18 protein-coding genes are annotated in these 16,702 nt (G+C 32.8%); 10 read left to right on the forward strand and 8 right to left on the reverse strand.

Translation table 11 applies throughout. The features are described from left to right. The first annotated feature begins 38 nt into the window (after nucleotides 1-38). From B3792_RS02685 to B3792_RS02700, 4 genes are read left to right on the forward strand one after another with little or no spacing between them, the layout of a single operon-like run. Entirely contained in the window at nucleotides 39-785 is a 747-nt protein-coding gene (locus B3792_RS02685; RefSeq protein ID WP_291068801.1) for a lysophospholipid acyltransferase family protein, read from the forward strand. Then, complete coding sequence (locus B3792_RS02690) at nucleotides 782-2,632, forward strand: M1 family metallopeptidase (protein ID WP_291068803.1); 1,851 nt, start codon at nucleotides 782-784, stop codon at nucleotides 2,630-2,632. Before B3792_RS02685 ends, B3792_RS02690 begins: the two co-directional genes overlap by 4 nt. Nucleotides 2,633-2,635: 3 nt before the next feature. Further along, the gene (gene rnhA, locus B3792_RS02695; RefSeq protein ID WP_038336544.1) at nucleotides 2,636-3,109 is read left to right on the forward strand and encodes a ribonuclease HI; all 474 of its coding nucleotides are present in this window, start codon (nucleotides 2,636-2,638) and stop codon (nucleotides 3,107-3,109) included. A gap of 29 nt (nucleotides 3,110-3,138) precedes the next feature. Next, complete coding sequence (locus B3792_RS02700; RefSeq protein ID WP_291068805.1) at nucleotides 3,139-4,053, forward strand: hypothetical protein; 915 nt, start codon at nucleotides 3,139-3,141, stop codon at nucleotides 4,051-4,053. Nucleotides 4,054-4,116: 63 nt separating this feature from the next. Here the strand turns inward: B3792_RS02700 and B3792_RS02705 are convergent, their stop codons facing one another. Genes B3792_RS02705 through B3792_RS02715 form a run of 3 tightly spaced genes read right to left on the reverse strand, consistent with a single transcriptional unit; the run spans nucleotide 4,117 to nucleotide 5,267 of the window. After that, on the reverse strand, nucleotides 4,117-4,890 hold the full coding sequence (locus B3792_RS02705; protein WP_291068807.1) for a TrmH family RNA methyltransferase: 774 nt from the start codon (nucleotides 4,888-4,890) through the stop codon (nucleotides 4,117-4,119). Nucleotides 4,891-4,929: 39 nt separating this feature from the next. Further along, nucleotides 4,930-5,124, reverse strand: coding sequence for a DUF4377 domain-containing protein (locus B3792_RS02710; protein ID WP_291068809.1), 195 nt, complete (start codon nucleotides 5,122-5,124; stop codon nucleotides 4,930-4,932). Next, a complete protein-coding gene (locus B3792_RS02715) occupies nucleotides 5,121-5,267 on the reverse strand; it encodes a hypothetical protein (protein WP_291068811.1) in 147 nt (48 codons plus the stop codon). Before B3792_RS02715 ends, B3792_RS02710 begins: the two co-directional genes overlap by 4 nt. A gap of 144 nt (nucleotides 5,268-5,411) precedes the next feature. Between B3792_RS02715 and B3792_RS02720 the strand changes: the two genes are divergently transcribed. The 3 genes from B3792_RS02720 (at nucleotide 5,412) to B3792_RS02730 (ending at nucleotide 7,881) form a co-directional block, all read left to right on the forward strand. Beyond that, a complete protein-coding gene (locus B3792_RS02720) occupies nucleotides 5,412-6,704 on the forward strand; it encodes a peptidase U32 family protein (protein ID WP_286478397.1) in 1,293 nt (430 codons plus the stop codon). Between the two features lie 13 nt (nucleotides 6,705-6,717). Beyond that, nucleotides 6,718-6,948 (forward strand): ferredoxin, encoded by a 231-nt coding sequence (locus tag B3792_RS02725; protein ID WP_291053483.1) that lies wholly within the window; start codon nucleotides 6,718-6,720, stop codon nucleotides 6,946-6,948. 375 nt (nucleotides 6,949-7,323) lie between these two features. After that, nucleotides 7,324-7,881, forward strand: coding sequence for a 5-formyltetrahydrofolate cyclo-ligase (locus tag B3792_RS02730; protein ID WP_291066275.1), 558 nt, complete (start codon nucleotides 7,324-7,326; stop codon nucleotides 7,879-7,881). Here B3792_RS02730 and B3792_RS02735 read toward each other — a convergent pair. Together B3792_RS02735 and B3792_RS02740 are read right to left on the reverse strand one after the other, a co-directional pair. Continuing rightward, complete coding sequence (locus tag B3792_RS02735) at nucleotides 7,821-8,450, reverse strand: hypothetical protein (protein ID WP_291066273.1); 630 nt, start codon at nucleotides 8,448-8,450, stop codon at nucleotides 7,821-7,823. The genes B3792_RS02730 and B3792_RS02735 overlap by 61 nt on opposite strands. Beyond that, nucleotides 8,434-9,516 carry a hypothetical protein gene (locus tag B3792_RS02740; protein WP_291068814.1) on the reverse strand — a complete coding sequence of 361 codons (1,083 nt, stop codon included), beginning with the start codon at nucleotides 9,514-9,516 and terminating at the stop codon, nucleotides 8,434-8,436. Before B3792_RS02740 ends, B3792_RS02735 begins: the two co-directional genes overlap by 17 nt. Nucleotides 9,517-9,824: 308 nt before the next feature. Between B3792_RS02740 and B3792_RS02745 the strand changes: the two genes are divergently transcribed. After that, nucleotides 9,825-10,082, forward strand: a complete 258-nt coding sequence (locus B3792_RS02745; protein ID WP_038336554.1) for a hypothetical protein — start codon at nucleotides 9,825-9,827, stop codon at nucleotides 10,080-10,082. A gap of 30 nt (nucleotides 10,083-10,112) precedes the next feature. Next, nucleotides 10,113-10,334 carry a hypothetical protein gene (locus B3792_RS02750; protein ID WP_125349179.1) on the forward strand — a complete coding sequence of 74 codons (222 nt, stop codon included), beginning with the start codon at nucleotides 10,113-10,115 and terminating at the stop codon, nucleotides 10,332-10,334. Between the two features lie 63 nt (nucleotides 10,335-10,397). Here B3792_RS02750 and B3792_RS02755 read toward each other — a convergent pair whose 3' ends face one another. Both B3792_RS02755 and B3792_RS02760 read right to left on the reverse strand, forming a co-directional pair. Beyond that, a complete protein-coding gene (locus B3792_RS02755; RefSeq protein WP_291068816.1) occupies nucleotides 10,398-11,447 on the reverse strand; it encodes an NAD(P)-dependent alcohol dehydrogenase in 1,050 nt (349 codons plus the stop codon). A 79-nt stretch (nucleotides 11,448-11,526) separates the two neighbouring features. Beyond that, nucleotides 11,527-13,641, reverse strand: a complete 2,115-nt coding sequence (locus B3792_RS02760) for a prolyl oligopeptidase family serine peptidase (RefSeq protein WP_291068818.1) — start codon at nucleotides 13,639-13,641, stop codon at nucleotides 11,527-11,529. 199 nt (nucleotides 13,642-13,840) lie between these two features. On the opposite strand from B3792_RS02760, the gene B3792_RS02765 reads away from it, so the two are divergent. Next, the gene (locus B3792_RS02765) at nucleotides 13,841-15,265 is read left to right on the forward strand and encodes an MATE family efflux transporter (protein ID WP_291068820.1); all 1,425 of its coding nucleotides are present in this window, start codon (nucleotides 13,841-13,843) and stop codon (nucleotides 15,263-15,265) included. 35 nt (nucleotides 15,266-15,300) lie between these two features. On the opposite strand, the gene B3792_RS02770 is transcribed toward B3792_RS02765, so the two are convergent. Further along, nucleotides 15,301-16,626: a hydroxymethylglutaryl-CoA synthase family protein gene (locus B3792_RS02770; protein ID WP_291068822.1), complete on the reverse strand. Its 1,326-nt coding sequence runs from the start codon at nucleotides 16,624-16,626 to the stop codon at nucleotides 15,301-15,303. Between the last annotated feature and the right edge of the window lie 76 nt (nucleotides 16,627-16,702).

Raw genomic sequence — 16,702 nt, forward strand, 5'->3', positions numbered from 1 at the left:
TCATTTTCTCCATATCTTTACTCCACTAAACCAAATCAATGAAATACATCACAGGTTTCTTCGTCCTTATTTGGCGCATTTGGATGATTTTATTAGCTGCAATTTATGTCCTAACAATAGGCGTTTTTATCGTGCTACCTTTGGCAAATTTCGCTAAAACGTTTCCTTATATCTACCCTTTTATTCGTTATTGGGGTAAATTTGTTTTGTATGGAACTGGATTCAGAATTGATTACAAAAAACTTGTTCCTCTCGATCCGAAAGAAAATTATGTTTTTATAGCCAATCATACTTCGATTATGGATATTATGTTGATGTTGACTATTCTAAAACATCATCCAATCGTATTTGTAGGCAAGGCAGAGTTACTCAAAATCCCTATCTTTGGACGAATATTCGAACGAATTTGTATCCCTGTCGACCGAAAAAGTGCACGTAGTAAAGCACTTGTTTATCCCGAAGCAAAGAAAAAGTTAGACAAAAATATGAGTATTTTTATTTTTCCTGAAGGCGGCGTTACAAACGACAAAGAATTCAAAATTTATTTGGATCCTTTCAAAGATGGAGCGTTTAACATTGCGATTGAAACACAAACACCTTTGGCTGTTTTGGCGATTCACGGTGTTAATAAAATGTTTCCATTCAATTGGTTTCGAGGATATCCAGGGAAAATCAAAGTTCGATTATTGACGACTTTCGAAACGAAAGATTTGAATGTAAAAAACGATAAAGCTGCTTTGAAAGAAGCTGCTTACAACATGATTTTAAAAGATTTAGAACAATGAAAAATTTAGTTTATATCGCATTAGGAACGGCTTTAACGGCGGTTAGTTGCAATAAACAAATCACTTCTAACACAGAAATTGAAGCAAAGGATAATCAAACTTTTTCTGATTTAGATAAAGCTCGCATCAAACATTTGAGTTTAGATATCGAAACTGATTTCGATACGCATCAAATCAAAGGTTCGGCGGCTTATACATTCGAAAATAATCAAGCAAAACAATTGATTTTAGATACCGAAAAACTAACAATTGATTCAGTTTTATTAGCGAATGGACAAAAAACAACATACAAACTAGGGGAAAAAGATTCTATTAAAGGTCAAGCCTTAATCATTGATGTTATGCCAAATGATACAATTGTAAAAGTTTTCTACAAAACTTCGCCTGATGCAAATGCTTTACAATGGTTAAATCCGCAACAAACGCACGATAAAAAACATCCGTTTTTATTGTCACAAGGTCAAGCAATTTTAACGCGTTCTTGGATTCCGATTCAGGATACACCAAGTGTTCGCCTTACGTATGATGCAAAAGTAAAAACACCAAAAGATTTGTTGCCTTTGATGAGTGCGATCAATCCGAAAGAAAAAAATGCCGAAGGTGTTTATACCTTCAAAATGCCTCAACCAATTGCACCTTATTTGATTGCTTTAGCTGTTGGTGATGTACAATATCAACCAATCGATAACAGAACGGGAGTTTATGCAGAACCTGGCTTATTGAAAGCTGCTGCTTGGGAATTTGCTGACATGGGAAAAATGGTAACGGCTGCCGAAAAATTATATGGAAAATATCCTTGGGAACAATTTGATGTATTGGTTTTACCGCCTTCGTTTCCTTTTGGTGGAATGGAAAATCCGCGTTTAACGTTTGCTACGCCAACTGCAATTGTAGGTGATCGTTCGATGACAAATTTGATTGCACACGAATTGGCTCATTCTTGGTCTGGAAATTTAGTAACGAATTCTACGTGGGATGATTTCTGGGTGAACGAAGGATTTACAGTTTATTTTGAGCGTCGAATCATGGAAGAATTAGAAGGAAAAGATTATGCGGATATGATTTCGGTAATCGGTTTTCAAGATTTGGAAACGTCGATGAAAAATATTCCAGAAAAATATACTTCATTAAAAGTGAACATGAAAGGAGCAAATCCTGATGATGCTTTTTCTGATGTTCCATACGATAAAGGTTATTTATTTTTGAAAATGTTAGAAGATAAATATGGTCGTGAAAAGTTTGATAAATTCTTGAATCAATATTTTTCTTCGCATGCATTCCAAACAATGACAACAGAAAAATTTGTTGATTATTTGAAAGCTAATTTAACAAATGGAGACGATTCTTTTGTTCAAGAATGGATTTATAACACAGGTTGGCCAAAAGATTTGAAAAAACCGACTTCAAAATTATTTGATTTAGCAGAAGCACAGTTACAACAAGATATTACAAACGGAAGAAATAAAGTTGCACCTAAAAAAGTGGCGATTTCTACGAAATCTACAAACGAATGGGTTCATTTTATTCGTCAAATTGATACGAGTAAAAACACGAAAGAAGATTTAGCTTATTTGGATGCGATTTATGATTTTACAAATTCAAAAAATCCAGAAATTGAATGTGCTTGGTTCGAAAAAGCATTTTTAATGCATTACGATAAAGTCAACACAAACGCGAAAGAATTCTTGGTAAATGTTGGTCGTCGTAAATTTTTAGAGCCTTTGTATTTAGCTTTAAAAGAATCTAATCAATTAGATTTAGCGAAGAATATTTACAAAGATGCTCGTCCAAATTATCACTTTGTAGCACGTCAAACAATTGACACAATGTTAAATTACAAACCATAAAACATGGCAATTGTAGCATATACAGACGGTTCGTCGTTGGGAAATCCTGGCCCAGGAGGATTTGGTTGTATTTTGTTGGAAACCGAGAAAAAAGTCAAAAAAGAAATTTCTCAAGGTTTTCGACTAACAACCAATAATCGAATGGAATTGTTGGCGGTTATTACGGCTTTGGAAACACTAAAGTTTACCAACACGGAGATAACTATTGTGACGGATTCTAAATATGTGGTAGATGCTGTGGAAAAACGTTGGGTTTTTGGTTGGGTGCAAAAGAATTTCAAAGGAAAGAAGAATGCTGATTTGTGGAAAAGATTTTTAGAAGTTTATAAAATTCATCGCGTAAAATTTCAATGGATAAAAGGTCATGCTGGACATCATTGGAACGAAGAAGCTGATAAATTGGCGGTTGCAGCAGCAAATAAACCAGAAAATTTTAAGATAGATTCTTACTTCGAAATTCATCAAAACGAAGAATAATTTTCTACTTTTGTGAGGCAGAGAGAAAAATGAAAATGAAGACGTTGTGGAGATTTCTCCCACTAATTTTAATTACAATTTACAGTTGTTCACCTAAAAAAGAAAAAGGTGAACTTGTCTACTTTAGTGGACGAATCGCAAATGCGCAAACAGATAGCATTTACTTATTATTGAATAATCGTGAAAAAGCTTTTGCTTTAGATTTTGATGGAAACTTTTCGGATACAGTTCAGTTAGTTGACGAAGGTTATAAGACACTTTCCATCGAGCGCGAAGAGTTTACAATTTATTTGATTCCAGGTGATAGTTTGATTCTAAATACAGATTTAAAACATTTGGAGAATAATTTCAAATTCTCTGGAATAGGCAAAAATCGAAACAATTATTTGGTTGACAAAAGTTTTCAAACGGATAAATTCTTAACTGATCATACCGAATTGTTTAAACTTGCTCCGCCAGATTTCAAAAATCAAATCAAAAATTTTCATCAAAAAGTTTTCGAAGATTTAGAGAAATTAGAAGTTAATTCTTCGTTCATCAAAACAGAAAAAACGAATTTGAATTACGATTTTATCAATTTGTTATACATGTACAAGGATTCGTACACATATTACAATCCTGCTTCTCAGCAATTACCTGTTAATTTTTTGACAGAATTAGATGAAATCGATTTAGATAATGACGAGGATTATAGAACGTATCAGAGTTACCGCAATATTGTCTTAACAAACTTACAAGAAAAATTATATCAAGGTCTTTCTGCGGATGCTTTATTGGAAAACATCAAAAGTCAATCGATAAAAAATGGATTTATTAATTCATTAATTTACGAACTTGATCCAAAAGATCCGAATAGCAACGGAATTTATCAAGCAATACAAAAACATTGCAATTATCAACCTTGGTTGGACGAAGCTGCAAAGAGAATGAAAAAAATTAGTTAATTATTTACGGATATAAAACAAAAAGCCACTTCTTTTCGAAGTGGCTTTTATTTTTATAATATCTTATTGTCTTTGCCTCACAGCTTCGTAAACACAAATCGCTGCTGCGTTACTCACATTTAACGAATCTACAAACCCTAACATTGGGATTTTGATTAAAACAGCTGAATTATCAGCCCAAAAATCTGAAAGCCCTGTCGCTTCTGTTCCTAAAATAATCGCTGAAGATTTTGTGAAATCAGTCTCGTATAAATTCTTCGTTTCCTCTCTCAAAAATGTGGAAACAACTTGAATATTTTTCGACTTTAAGAAATCCAAAACAGCCTCTTTACTTGCTGATGCAATTTGATTAGTAAACAATGTTCCAACCGAAGAACGAATCACATTCGGATTGAAAAAATCGACTGTTTCATCACAAACAATTACAGCATCTACTTTTGCTCCATCTCCTGTTCGTAAAACTGCACCAAGATTTCCAGGCTTTTCTACCGCTTCCAAAACAACAACCAATGCATTTTCTGGCAATTGTAAATCAGTCAATGTCGAAGATTTCGTTTTATAGACACCAATAATTCCGCCTGTCGATTTTCTATACGCAAGCTTCTCAAAAACTTGTTTGGTAATTGTAAATAATTTTGCTTGTCCAAAATCTATTGATTTGTTATAAATATCTTCGCAAATATAAATTTCAACCGCTTCGTAACCACCTTTTACAGCCAATTCATTTTCTTGTGTTCCTTCCACAATAAATAAACCTTGATTTTTACGTTCTCTCGATTTTTCTTGCAATTTCAGCAAGTTTTTAATCCTTGGATTTTGAAGACTTTCTATTAACATTCTACAAAATTACTCGAAATTCTTTGAAATAGATTCAATTTATTTCATTGTTGCTAATTTTTTACTTACAACTTTTACCAACTTATATTTTAATGAAGATGCATTTGTTGGTGGGTTTTCAATTTTAGATTTTGAAACAATAATTTGATATTCATAATCTGGTTCATGCTTAAATCCTTCAATCTGATTATAAAAATATTGCCACTCAGCTGCATTTGCTTCTTTTACCATCATACAACTCCTGCGGTACATTCTCTTGTTTCTGGAGCAACTGTTAACACTTCTTCTCCTTGTTTCAATTCTTTAGTTGAAGCACAAGAGGCAAATAAATCGACACTTAAAATACTTGATAAAATAATTTTTTCATAGTATATCATTTTATTGTTTGACAACAAATATTATGCTAAAAACTAGCTCAAACTTCAAAGTAAATTCATTCTCAAAAATTTAACTTGATTATAAATAACTTAATCACTTGTATTTTTTGTTGTACCTTTGCACCTTAAAATCAGAATTTTCGTATGACCAAAGATGGAAAAATGGAGTTGATGGCTCCTGCTGGGAATTTCGAATCATTACAAGCGGCTTTAGATAACGGAGCTGATTCTGTATATTTCGGAGTTGAGCAGTTGAATATGCGTGCGAGAGCATCAATAAACTTTACAATGGACGATTTACCAGAAATCGTAAAACGTTGTGAGGAAAAAGGTGTGCGTTCTTACCTTACTTTAAATACAATTATATACGATCACGATTTATCTTTAATCAAAAACTTGTTGGACAAAGCAAAAGAAGCGAAAATTACCGCTGTTATTGCGATGGATCAATCGGTTATTGCCTATGCAAGACAAATTGGGATTGAGATTCATATTTCGACACAAATTAACGTTACGAATATCGAAACAGTAAAATTCTATGCAATGTTTGCTGATACAATGGTATTGTCGCGTGAATTGAGTTTGAAACAAGTGAAAAAGATTTGTGAACAAATTATTAAAGATGATGTTCGTGGGCCAAGTGGAAATTTAGTTGAAATCGAAATTTTCGGTCATGGAGCACTGTGTATGGCTGTTTCAGGTAAATGTTACTTGAGCTTACATTCGCACAATTCTTCTGCAAATCGTGGAGCTTGTAAACAAAACTGTCGTAAAAAATATACCGTAATCGACCAAGAATCTGGTTTCGAAATCGAATTAGATAACGAATACATGATGTCGCCAAAAGACCTTTGTACAATGGAATTTTTGGATGAAGTGGTTGATGCTGGCGTAAAAGTATTGAAAATTGAAGGTCGTGGACGTGCTCCAGAATACGTTGCAACTGTAATTCGTGCGTATAGAGAAGCGATTGATTCTATTGCGGATAAAACATATTCGAAAGAAAAAGTGGATTACTGGATGGGATTATTGCAAACTGTATATAACCGTGGTTTTTGGTCTGGATATTATTTAGGTCAAAAATTAGGAGAATGGTCTGCTGTTCCAGGTTCTATGGCAACTCAGAAAAAAGTTTATATCGGAAAAGGTGTTCATTTCTTCCCAAAACCAAACATTGGCCAATTTGTAATTGATGCCTATGATTTGAAAGTTGGAGATTTAATTTTAGTAACAGGACCAACAACTGGAGCCAAAGAAATGGTGGTAACAGAAATGATGGTGGAAGATGTAAAATCTGATACAGCTAAAAAAGGTGATTCGATTACAATTCCGATGGAATTTAGAATTCGTCCTTCTGATAAATTATACAAATTAGTAAAAGTAGAAGAGCCAGGAACGCAACAAAATAGTGTTGAAGAAGGCGCTTATTCTCATTAAAAAATAGTTATCAATGGTCATTATTACGTTACAGCGCGATAAATGCATCGGATGCAACTATTGTTATGAGTTAGCACCAGAACGATTCAGAATGTCAAAAAAAGACGGTAAATCTGTTTTATTAAAAGCAATTGATAAAAAAGGTTTCCACACGTTGAAAGATCCTGATCATTCTATCGTAGATAATTGCGAACGTGCTGCCAAAGCTTGCCCTGTAAATATAATTACAGTAAAAGAAATATAGATTAAAACATTAGCTATATAAAAAGTCCATCAAAATTTTGATGGATTTTTTTATTTTTAAAATTTATTGGATTAATACACAACCACATAAAAGACAATTACGGTTTCCCGCATTTTTTATAAGCAACCTTTTTACCATATTTGCATCTAGATAATAGAATTGATAACGAAATTAAAAATGTCAAAACCGAAGAGAATTCACAAAACTTACAAAAAGTCTTTGTTTAGTAAAATGAAAGTAAAACCTGTTAACTTATTGTTATTTATGGCAATCGCTTGTTTTATTTTTGTATTAGTTTTTCTGAATTAATTGAATTTCTTACTCTCTACTTTTTTACTTTAATAATTTCTTAACTTCGTATCAAACTACGAAGAAATGACAAAGTCTGAAGCTAGAAAATATTACCGAACGTTAAGAAAATCATTCACCAAAGAAGAAGTGAATAGTTTCAGTGAGCAAATTTTTGAACACATCAAACAATTGGATTTTTCTACAGATCAGACTTTTCATATTTTCTTACCTATCGAAAAAAACAACGAAATCAATACTTATCCGATCATAAATTGGCTATTTCAACAGCAAAAAGAGGTGGTTTTACCATTGGTTGTTGGCGATGATATGATTAATTGTAAAGTAGAAAAAGGTTTCGAAACGATTTTAAATTCACTTCAAATTCCAGAACCCACTCAGTATTCGGAAATTGATTCAAAAGCGATTGATGTTATTTTTATTCCAATGTTCGTTGCCGATAAAAAAGGAAATCGCGTCGGATACGGTGGCGGATATTATGATAAGTTTTTGGCAAGATGTAAACCTAATTCAAAAAAAATAGGTCTAACTTATTTTAGACCTATTGAATATATTGAAGACGCTTATTTCGGCGATTTTCCTCTTGATTTTTGTATTACTCCAGACGAAATTGAATCCTTCTGAATTGAGTCTTGTTTTTCATTTAACGTTCTGAAATAGAATTTAAACTCTCGTTGAAATTTGATCGGCTCTTGTTTTAGCACAAATACACCAACATGATTATTGGTTTCGATTAACTTTTTATCCGAATTGAAATAATTAATTGTATATGCAATTCGCTTGATAGAGTCTGGTGTAATCGAATCTTTTGGTAAAATTGCAAATTTAGAAACGGAAGTAAATGTAACTTTTTTCGAACGAAGTTCTCTCAATAACGAAAATATTTCGGTCGTATCTTTTTTAGGAAAATAAGACAACAATTGATCTCTCAACAAGCTATCAACAACCGTATCATTGGTGTTAGATGCCAACGCCGAAAGCTCAAAAAACTCGCGCAATTTCTGCTTTGCAATAAAATTTACAGCTTCTACCGAATCCATTTTACTACTTACTGTCGATGCCTCGTTTTTGTAACCTTTTATCGCTTCTGGGTTGTAATCTCCTTTATATTTATCGTCTTTGCACGAAAATATCATCCAAAAACTCATCAGCAATATCATGCTAAACTGAACTATTTTACTTATCGTTCTCATCTTGCTGGATTTTAAATTTTAATTTCACAATTTTTCCATTTTTCCTTTCCGATTCGATCAAAGAAAAATTCTTTAACGACGTCGTAGGCATAGTAACTAAATTGATATATTGTTGTTTCGAAAGAATCTCTACACCAAAAAAATCATTGTCATAGACTTGATAAATCAACGCATCATCCGCAATCATTTGATTTAGCTTAGAAATTCGTTGTTTCAAATCTTTTGCTGAATTCGAATAATAATACAGCATAATCTTATAATCATCTGGCTCTAACAAAAGCATTTCTGGCTGATTATATTGATGCAAATTAACCCTAAACGTATCTTGTTTATAGTAAGGTGAACTCACAAACATCTTGATTGTATCTTTTTGCGATTCAAATTTGATACAACCTGTTTTGGTCGATAAATAAAGTGGTGTAAAACCATCTCTAATAATTGTAACCTCAACAGAATTGGTAATTGCAGCTTGTCTATCCGAGTCTACAAAACAAAATTCGTACTCGCGCTGACCAAAAATTGAATAATAAATAGTTGCTCCAATTCCGCTCAACAAAACAACAGCAGCTGCTATTATCGAAATCAATTTTAGCTTGGGTTTTATTTTAACAGCTTCCTCTTTTGCAGGAATTATTTCTTTTTCTGTTGATGGTTTAACTTCTGCTTGAATCTCTATTTCAGATTCTTCTGGAGTTATATGTTCTGATGAAAAATTTTCGTTTTCTTTTGCTTCAATCGTCGATTCTTCAGCTTTATTTGGACCAAAATGTTCTATTTTCTGAACATTAAGAAAGTGTGCCCAATTTTTATATCCACAATATTGCGCCAAAAGATTGAGCATATCAATACGCGGAAGCTTCTGAAAATCTGACTTAAAATACGTATAAAACCACTTTTCGCTAACGGTAGATCTGGTTTTATTGAATAAATCGTCTTGGAAAGATGTAATTTCTTGCCCCTTCCAATCGGAGATATTTTCGGATTGAGCAGAATTTTCTTCCAAAAATCGATTTGAAATCGTTTTTTTCAGAATTTCGAAAATTTCTATATCTGTAAATTTGCTCAAAAAATAAAATTTATAAAATTGGTTTTCAGTATTTTGTAAAATAATTTTAATTTTACAAATTGTCCTTTAATACAACTACAAATAAAATAATTTTTTTGATATGTTGAGTTGTATTTCTTTATTAATGCGTTGTTAAATGATTTCTTTTGTTGTAAAACATTTGTTGAATATTCAATGATTGGATTACAATCATCTTACAACTATTTTGCTTCGAAAAACTTTGATATCAGCTTAACTTTGGTTCAACAAAATGATTGAAAAAATCAACAAAAACAAAAAATAAATTAAACATTTAAAAAATTAAAGTTATGAAAAAATTAGCATTAAACGTAATCGTATTAGGAGTAATCGGAACTGCATTTGGTTTAACATCTTGTAATTTATTTGGATCGAAAGAAACAAAAACTGAAACAGAAGTAAAAAATGACACGATTACAACAATCGAAGATTCTGTAAAAATTGACTCTGTAGGAAAAGATTCTGTTGTTATCAAAGATTCGGCAGTTGTAAAAGAAACTCCTGTAAAAGTTGAAACAACTACGACTACAACAACAGAGAAAAAATAATTTGTAGAATAGATTAAACAAAAAAATCAAATGAAAAAATTAGCGTTATTCGCTTTCGCAGCGATTTCTTTCACAGCAATTTCTTGTAAACAAGAACCAACAAGTGTAGGAGAACCAACAACAGTTATTGAAGATTCTGTAAATGTTGAAAAAGCAGAAATTCCTTCGGCAGATTCTGTAGAAGGAGTTACGGTAGATTCTTCGAAAACTGTAAATCCAGCAGGAACAACAAAAGATTCTGTTGCGAAATAGAACTTGAAAACTCAATAAAAAAATCCGCTCGTTAAGCGGATTTTTTTGTTTCTATATCTAAGATTAAGATTCTTTCAATGATTTAATATCAATCACAAAACGGTACTTCACATCAGATTTCATCATTCGCTCGTAAGCTTCATTAATGTTTTGAATATCGATCATTTCGACATCAGACACAATATTATGTTCTCCACAAAAATCTAACATTTCTTGTGTTTCCTTGATTCCTCCAATTAAAGATCCTGCTAAATTACGACGTTTCATAATCAATAAACCTCCGTGAACAGCATCTAAAGGCTCGATAGCTCCAACCATACACATTGTTTTATCTAATTTTAATAATTGTAAATATGGATTAACATCGTGTTTTACAGGAATTGTATTCAATAAAAAATCAAATGAATTTGCATGCGCTTTCATTTGTGTTGCATCTTTCGAAATCAAAACCTCATCAGCTCCAAGTTTCTTTGCATCTTCACCTTTAGACTCAGATGTTGTAATCATTACAACATGTGCACCCATTGCTTTTGCAAATTTAACACCCATATGTCCCAAACCTCCAAGACCAATTATACCAACTTTATCGCCCGATTTTACATTCCAGTGACGCAAAGGCGACCACGTTGTAATTCCCGCACACAACAATGGCGCAGCAGCTTTTACATCGATATTTTCGGGTACGTGAAGCACAAAATCTTCTTCTACCACGATGTTTTCTGAATAACCACCGTAAGTGATTCCACCATGTTTCGAGTTTTTAGAATTGTACGTTCCTGTAAAACCATTTTCACAATATTGCTCCAAACCTTCGTCGCAAGAATGACAATGTTGACAAGATTCTACCATACAACCTACTCCAACCAAATCTCCAACTTTAAACTTTGTTACTTCAGAACCAATTTCTTTTACTCGACCAATAATTTCGTGCCCTGGAACAACTGGATAATTTGGTTTTCCCCAATCGCCTTTCGCTGTATGAATATCGCTGTGACAAACTCCACAATACTCGATATCGATAAAAATATCTTTCGCATGTAAATGTCGACGTTCTATTGTGTGTGGCGCTAATGGATCAGTTTCATTAAACGCTGCGTATGTTTTTGTGTTCATTATTTTTAAAATTTTTAACCCTATAAAATTAAAAAATCTACCTGAATAATCAGATGGTTTTGAATGAATTAAATTATAATTATTTCAATTTTTTGATTCCCATGTTCCACAAAGTGAAGGCATATTTATCAGCTGTTTCATTAATCACAACTTCTGTCGAACGACCTGCTCCGTGACCAGCTTTCGTTTCAATTCTGATTAAAACTGGATTATCACACGCTTGTTTCGCTTGTAAATTAGCCGCAAACTTGTACGAATGCGCAGGAACTACACGATCATCATGATCTCCTGTTGTGACTAATGTAGCAGGATAACATGTTCCTTCTTTTACATTGTGAACTGGTGAATAACCTTTCAAATACTCGAACATCTCTTTACTATCATCAGCAGTTCCGTAGTCATAACCCCAACCTGCACCAGCAGTAAACGTATGATAACGTAACATATCTAAAACCCCAACCGCAGGCAATGCTACTTTTGCTATTTTTGGATTAATTGTTTCTGTTGCTCCAACTAATAAACCTCCGTTAGATCCTCCTGATAATGCAGTAAAATCTGGTGAAGTGTAATTGTTTTTCTGTAAGTATTCTGCAGCAGCAATGAAATCATTAAAAACATTTAATTTATTGAATTGACGCCCTCCATCGTGCCATTTTTTACCGTATTCTCCTCCTCCACGTAGGTTTGGAACAGCGTAAACTCCACCATTTTCAATCCAAGCAGCAGTTGCCGGACTAAATCCTGGCGTTAAACTAATATTGAATCCGCCGTATCCATAAACGATTGTAGGATTTTTACCATTTTTCTTCAATCCTTTTTTATACGTAATAATCATCGGAACTTTTGTTCCATCTTTTGACGTATAAAAAACTTGTTCAGAAATGTAATCATCTGAATTAAATTTTACATTTGGTTTAATGTAAACATCCGAAGATCCCGTTTCTACATTGTATTTGTAGCTTGTAGATGGTGTGATATAATTTGAAAATCCGAAATAGATTTCTTTCTCTGATTTTTTCCCTCCAAATCCTGATGCAGAACCAACTCCAGGCAATGTAATTTGACGAACTTTTGATCCATCATATTTGTATTGCTCTACAACCGAAATTGCATCTTTTAAGTATTTAGCAAATAAATAACCTCCTCCTGTAGAAACAGATAATACATTTTCAGTTTCTGGAATAACTGTTTTCCAAGCAGCTTCGCTCAAATCAGAAATAGCGGCTTTAACTACTTTATTGTTTGGAGCTTTGTTATTTGTAAAAATGTAGAAAGTTTCCCCATCATTATCAATCACAGAAGTATTTGTGTCAAAATTATTCACAATCGTTTTGATTGGACTATTTGCTTGAGACAAATCTTGATAATACAACTCATTTCCTGTTGTTGTATTCGCAGCTGTAATAATTAAGAAACGCTCATCATCCGTCAAATAAGCACCAACATAGCGACGAGGTGTTTCTGCTCCTCCAAAAATCAATTGATCTTTTTTCTGAGCCGTTCCTAATTTGTGGTAATATAATTTGTGTTGATCTGTTTTTTCTGATAATTCAGATCCTTTTGGTTTATCATAAGAAGAATAATAGAAACCGTCATTTCCTTTCCAAGCTGTTCCAGAGAATTTAACATCAATCAATGTTTCTCCAACTTGTGTTTTATCTTTTGCGTTAAGAACAATTACTTTTCTCCAATCTGATCCACCTTCTGAAATAGAATATGCAACTAAGCTTCCATCTTTAGAAAAGCTAACATCAGCCAACGAAACAGAACCATCTTTGGAGAATTTATTCGGGTCTAAAAAAACTTCTTCTGTTCCGTTTTCACCTAATTTACGGTACAAAACAGAGTGTTGTTGTAAACCATCATTTTTGTAGTAATACGTATAATCTCCTTCTTTAAAAGGAGTCGAAATTTTCTCATAATTCCAGATATCCGTCAACGATTTTTTCAATTGTGTACGTAATGGAATTTCATTCAAATAAGCATAAGTTGCTTTATTTTGTTCGATCACCCATTTCTTCGTATCCTCAGACAAATCGTCTTCCAACCAACGATATGGATCTTGTACATTCTCTCCAAAATACGTATCAACATGATCAATTTTTTTTGTATCTGGATACTTTTTCTTGTAACTCTGTGCATTCACTCCTACCATAAGGGCAACATTAAATAAAATAAAAGCAGTTTTTTTCATTTCTTCTTAGTATAGCTGTTTTGGTAAAGATAATAAAATCAAAAAGATAAATTGGTATTGAAAAAAATGATTTATTTTTGGGCAAAATCCTCTCAGATTTTAATTGAAATGAATATTTAAAACTTCGCGGCAACTTAACGTTAAATTCATTTTGATTTAAAAATTTATCAAGTATTTTTAATTTGAAAAACCAAAAAAAATGACTGTAGAAAAGTCTTTAACAGCCAAAATTGGGTCTATTTTTTCGTTGATTAAACAATCTTTTTCAAGCGAAAACTTAGATTTAACCGCATTACCAATCAAAAAATCAGTATTTCTATTAGCGATTCCCATGATGTTCGAAATGGTGATGGAATCTGTCTTTGCATTAGTCGATTTATATTTTGTAGGACATTTAAAAGAAAGCGCATTCGCCATACAAACCGTTGGTCTTACAGAATCCTTATTAACAATTGTTTATTCGATTTCAATCGGAATAAGTATGGCTGCAACTGCCATTATTGCACGAAGAATTGGTGAAAAGAAACCCGAAAAAGCTTCGGAAAGCGCTTCGCAAGCAATTTTATTATCGATTATCATTACAATTCTATTGAGTATTTTCGGATTTATATTCTCCAAAGATTTATTGATTTGGATGGGATCAACTGAGCAAGCTGCTGAATACGGTAAGAATTTCACTAAAATAATGATGGTAAGTTGTTTATCAATTGTGTTATTATTTTTAATTAACGGAATTTTTCGTGGAGCTGGGAATGCAGCAATTGCGATGAAAAGTTTGTGGCTAGCTAATGGAATCAATATTATTCTGTGTCCAATTCTTGTTCGTGGATGGTTCTTTTTTCCTGAAATGGGATTAGAAGGAGCTGCTTTAGCTACTGCTATCGGAAGAAGTGGCGGTGTGATTTATCAATTGTATTGTTTAACGAAAAAAGATTCATTAATTCAAATTAAATGGAGTTATTTCGTTCCAAAATCTAAACTAATTATCAATATTGTAAAAATTGCAGTTCCTGCTATTGTACAATATATTATTGCAAGTTGTAGTTGGATTATTCTTGCGCGAATTGTTGCTCAATCTGGTGGAGAAATTGCGTCTTCTGGTTATCAAACAGCTTTACGACTGATGATGTTTTTTATGTTACCTGCTTGGGGATTGAGTAATGCTGCGGCAACTTTAGTTGGTCAAAACTTAGGAAATAAAGATCCCGAAAAAGCAGAAAAATCAGTCCTTATGACCATGAAATTTAATATCATCTACATGTTGATTGTAAGTGTTATATTCTATGGATTAAGTAATTATTTAGTTTCAATTTTTACAACAGAAGAACATATCAAAATTGTTGCAAAAGAAGGAATGTACATTTTGGCAACTGGTTTTTTATTATACGGAATTGGAATGGTAATGATGAATGCTTTTAACGGCGCGGGCGATACAATGACGCCAACGATTATCAATTTTGTTGGATTTTGGTTATTCCAAATTCCATTAGCGTATATGTTAACGTATCATTTCAATTTGAAGGAAGAAGGCGTTTTTATAGCAATTCCTGTTTCGGAAACGTTTATTGCAATTTTAGCATTTATTCTCTTTAAACGAGGGAAATGGAAGCAGAAAATAGTATAAAAAAAATCGCTCAAATGAGCGATTTTTTTATGTTTTTATCCTTTGTAAGTATAATATCTTGCACCTTTCAAATCTGGAATTTCAGTTTCAATGCGATCTAAGGCAAAACCTTTCGAATCATTAATAGATGTTTTCAGATTTTTATTGTGTAGATTTTGGTATTGTTCAAAAGAAATCGCTTCTCTTTGATTCAAATAATTGAACAAATCCATTTTATTCATCACATTTTTCCAACCTTCACCAATTTGTCCTTGAAAAACTTTTGATTTAGATCCAGAACCATACGCAATAAATCCAACTGTTTTTCCATTCAACTCTTCATTGCTATCTGCACTTACTTGTAGAGCCGATAAAAATGCTGTGAAAACAGAAGCTGTGTACATATTTCCGATCTCCGAAGAAGCACGTTGAGTTGGTTCTACTTTTTCTTTGATTAAGGCTTTATATTCATCCGATTTTGAAACAATTTTCAAGTTATCATTCGAATTATTTTGACCATTTTCTAATGCAAAAACATCCGAAAACATTCTTTTTCCTTGAAATGCATAAGGCAGATGAAAAGCAATATATCGCCAATTTTCGTACAATTTACCTTCTACTTTAGCCTCATCTTTAAAGTTGAAATAAGCTTCTCTAACTCTATTTTTATAACATTCGTTAGAATATTGACCTTCAAAAACTGGTTCATCTGAAAAGATTTCGATTTCAGATTTTGTTGTTCCTAAAGCATTTAAAACTGCTGTGTCAGAAGTTGATTGATGTGGTTTAAAGAAATCAAAAACAGATTCCATTCCAATTCCCCAATTGTTATCAAACGCAATCAAATCTGGTTGATTCGAGATTAACATCGCTACTGCACCAGCACCTTGCGTATATTCTCCCGTCGATTCTAAGCCATATTTTGCATAATCGGCTGCAATTACAATTGCTTTTTTAGCTGGATTTACACGAACATAATCGATAGAATTGTGCATCGCATCTACTCCACCCACGCACGCAAACGTCATATCCACAACATCTGTATGTCTAAAAGGTCGTTCACCAAATTGTTTAGCCAAAACAGATTCTACCAATTGTACTGCATAAGTTGCGGTTGGTTTTGCTCCATCTAAAGCGCTTTCTGTTCCTAAATAAATTCGTCCGATTTCAGTTGGATTTATATCAAAATCTGTGATTAATTTCAACAAAGCATTCGCAGCGATAGTTGCTGTATCTTCATGAACATCTAAAACAGACATTTTCTTTAAACCCAAACCAATTTCAAGTTTATCAGGATCAATATTGCGTTGAATTGCTAAATCTTTTATTGGTAAATATATATGCGGAACGTAGATAGAAGCCGCCTCTATTCCATACTTCATTTTCGTTGATTTTTAAGCGAACTTCAAAGTTAAGAGTATTTAATTTTTAGTAAGCATGAAATAAATCCTGAATTTT

The sequence above is a fragment of the Empedobacter sp. UBA5924 genome (assembly GCF_002431085.1).
In the GTDB taxonomy this organism is placed as follows: Bacteria; Bacteroidota; Bacteroidia; order Flavobacteriales; family Weeksellaceae; genus Empedobacter; species Empedobacter falsenii_B.